Raw genomic sequence first — 3,908 nt, forward strand, 5'->3', positions numbered from 1 at the left:
CTACGTGTCTTCGGCAACGACACCACAGGAGATGAGCGGCAATCTCCTGCATCCCAGGCTGGTGGAAGCGCTCACCGGTAAACCGGGCGACGACTACCGGTTCAACTACCCAACTTACGCACACCAGATTGAGGCCTGGCGTCACCTTCTTGCCGCCGACAGCAGGTCGGTTCTGGTTTCGAGCGGCACAGGTTCCGGAAAGACGGAATGCTTCCTGATACCTCTGTTGAACGATCTGGCGCGCGAGGCCAGCCTGACCGGACGGCTGCGCGGCGTACGCGCACTGATGCTCTATCCGCTGAATGCGCTCATCGCCAGCCAAGAGGAACGCTTGCGGCGATGGATCGCCCCATTCGGCGGGCAAATCCGTTTTGCACTCTACAATGGCCTCATGGCCGACAAGCGAAAGAGCGATCGCGAAAAAGCCGAGAAAGAGTATCCCGAGCAGGTTTTGTATCGAGCGACGCTTCGTTCGGATCCGCCGCCGGTGCTCGTCACCAACAATACAATGCTGGAGTACATGACGATCCGAAGAGAGGATCATCCCCTGCTTGAGGCTTCCCACGGTCTGCTACGCTGGGTCGTGATCGACGAAGCGCACAGCTATGTCGGTTCGGCGGCTGCGGAAGTCTCTCTGTTGCTTCGCCGTGTGTTGCAAGCTTTCGGGGTCAGTGCGAAGCAAGTGCGCTTTGTAGCCACCTCGGCTACGCTTGGCGGTACGGACGACAAAGCGAAGGCCGATCTTCAGCGCTATCTGGCAGACCTCGCAGGCGTGCCCCTCTCTCAGGTTCACGTCGTGTTCGGCGCTCGCCACAAGGTGGCTCTGCCGCCGCCAACATCAGCTGGCCGTCTGACGCCGGAGCAACTCGAGCCAGGCGGCGGATTTGAGAAGAATCCGGCCGTTCAAGAGCTGGTACGCGCGGCAGAAAAGGGTGCCGTTTCGATGGCTCATGCGGGACAGATAGCAGCGGGAGCCGGCTTGGACCCTGTACCCTTGGTTGAGGCCATTGGAGCTGCAGCCTTGCTGCCCTTGCGCGTTCACAAGTTCATCCGCGCAATCCCGGGCCTATGGTCATGCCTCAATCCAGACTGTGATGGCGAACGTCCCGAGGCCTGGCCATTCGGCGCTCTTCATTTCGAACGTAGCGAGACGTGCAAGATCTGCACAGCGCCTGTCTTTGAACTCATCAGTTGCCGGGAGTGTGGAGAGCCATTTCTGAACGGGTATGATCACGGGGACCACCTCTCCCCACAGGCGATAGCGCCGGACAGGGACGAGTTTGCAGTCGCAAGCGCACGCGAGCTTGATGAACCCGATGACGGCGAGCAAGATGACGATGACACTGAAGCCATCAAATCGGTACTGCGGCGCGACGGCGATCGGCGTCTGATCGGCACCCGTCTGACGGACGGCCTTTTCGAGCGCGACGTGGATCCAACAAGTGGCGCCTTGCCCGAAAAACGCGGCGAAGGACGGGTCCTACACCTGAGCCGGCCGGTCCTGGACGCCTCCTGTCCTTGCTGCAGGGCGGCCCCATCACGACGCTCCGGCACGGTGTTGTGGCCCTTTCGCTTTGGCGCTCCCTTTCTCATTCAAAACGCCGCGCCGACCATGCTTGAAGGCGTCAAGCCCAGTGATCGGGTGAATATAGAGCTGCCCGCACAGGGCCGGCAGCTGCTCTCGTTCACGGACAGCAGACAGGGCACGGCACGCTTTGCTGCCAACATTGAGACGATGTCGGAGCGCAGCTACGTCCGCACTTTTGTTTATCACCTCGCCCAGAAAGCTGCTGCACCGCAACCGCTGACGCGTGAAGAGCGTACCGACCTCGAAGCCAAGCGAGCTAAGTTCGCGGCATTGGTGGAGTCTGACGCGACTTTCAAGCCATATCTGACTGAGATTGAACAGCAGCTTTCGGGCAGGAGCGCCAATGCCACGGTGCCATGGAACGATGCAGTGCGCGATTTTTCCAGCGAGCCCATGTTAAAGCAATGGATCGGCAAGGTTTGGGACGCCGACCGCGACGACCGCTTTCACCGTGATCCCAAGGCGCTGGCTAACTATCTCATTCTGCGGGAGCTTGCCCGCCGTCCGCGCCGCGCCAATGCCATCGAGACGCTCGGCTTAGGGAAACTGGTCTTTCCGCAAATAGAGAAGCTGACGGAAAGCCGCCTTCCGGGGCCTATTAAGCGACAAGGCTACTCGCTGAGCGTCTGGCGCGATTTTCTCTACTTTCTGGTGGATAGCGTCATTCGAACGAATTTCGTCCTCAATGTTAGCCGGGAGGATGCACGCTGGCTGCTGCCGCGCAACGCGTTCCTTCGTGGCATAGTCGGCCCGGACCAGGACAGGCGCATACCATCAGATGTCACTTGGCCGAAAGCCCGCGCGGGCGGCGGGATCAAAACCAACGCGGTTTTGCTTCTGGAGAAACATCTGAACCTCGACAGCGATAGCGGAGAAGATCGCGCGACAATCAACGACATCTTGACGCAGGCCTGGGACCAGATGCGGCCCTTGCTGGAGGGAAGCGGATCTACGTTTGCCCTGGGTCTCGATATGGCCGGCATTGCTGCCGTAGACGAGGCTTGGCTTTGTCCGGTGACGCACCGGGTCCTGCCCCGCCTCGTCTTTGGACGAACGCCATACAGCGTCCGTCATGTTTCGACCGGTGCTCTGCAGCCGGTTGAAGCCGTGAGGTTTCCGGCACTACCTTACTTTTTTCCGATCAACGATCGGGAGCGTGCGGCCCTAGCTGAGTTCGTCCAAAGCGATCCAATGATAGCAGCCCTCCGGCAGCGCGGCGTCTGGGGCAATCTGCATGACAGGGCGGCGACCTTCGCCCCCTATATTCGCGCCGAAGAGCATTCGGCGCAACAGCCGCCTTACCGACTTCGAGAGTTCGAAGCGCAGTTCAAGCAGGGTGAGATCAATCTCCTTGCCTGTTCGACGACAATGGAAATGGGTGTGGACATCGGTTCTGTCGAGGCGGTGCTGAATACAAACGTGCCGCCGTCCATTGCCAATTATAGGCAGCGGGTTGGCCGTGCGGGTCGCCGCGGACAGCATTTCGCGTCGTCGCTCACATTTGCCCGCGATACGCCCCTAGATCGGGAAACCTTCGTCGACCCCATCAAATATCTCGGGCGCGAACTGCGCTCGCCGCAGGTCAAGCTTGATTCTCGCCGCATCGTCCAGCGCCATGTCAACGCGCTTCTGCTGGCACAGTGGTTCCGGCAGGCAAAAGGCGAACTGATGCGAGTGAGGGCCGGGCAGTTCTTTGGCTGTCCGGAAGGTGTGATACTAGCCCCGGACGAGACGCCTCCCGTGGAACTGTTTCGCAACTGGCTGATAACCCCGAGCACGGCGACAGTTCTTTCCGACCGGCTGACAGCTTTGACTGTTGGCACTGCGTTCCAGGACAATGGCAGTGTGCTTCAAATTGCAGCCGACATGTTCCACCATGCCGCTAAGGCTTATCGCGACCAATGGGACTCTTTGCGGCAACAAGCCGGCGCGGTCGTGACGGAAGCTAAAGCAAGCCTCGAGATGCAGATTCGTCGATTCTGCAGAGAGCCGCTCTTAAAGGAACTCTCGACCCGGTCACTGCTGCCTGGCCACGGGTTTCCCAATGCCATCGTGCCGTTCGTCAACGATTGCGCCGAAACTTTGAACAGGCAGCGCCTGCGCTCGGACGAGGAGAGCGAAACCGTGCGGAACCGCCGGTACGATTATCCGAGCCGTAACGCGGACGTGGCGATTCGCGAATATGCCCCAGGCGCCGAAGTGGTGGTTGATGGTCTCGTCTGGACATCGGCTGGGGTAACTCTGAACTGGCTGCGGCCCGCGCATGATGCTGGTGCGCGCGAGATTCAAAGCATCCGATGGTCGTGGCAGTGCAATGATT

General features: G+C 60.0%; 1 protein-coding gene. It reads left to right on the top strand.

What is annotated here, in order from left to right:
- Nucleotides 1-31: 31 nt before the first annotated feature.
- A partial coding sequence (locus EN749_RS32280) for a DEAD/DEAH box helicase (RefSeq protein WP_128364687.1) occupies nucleotides 32-3,908 on the top strand: 3,877 nt, incomplete at its 3' end.

Source organism: Mesorhizobium sp. M7A.F.Ca.ET.027.02.1.1 (genome assembly GCF_004022985.1).
Classification (GTDB): domain Bacteria; phylum Pseudomonadota; class Alphaproteobacteria; order Rhizobiales; family Rhizobiaceae; genus Mesorhizobium.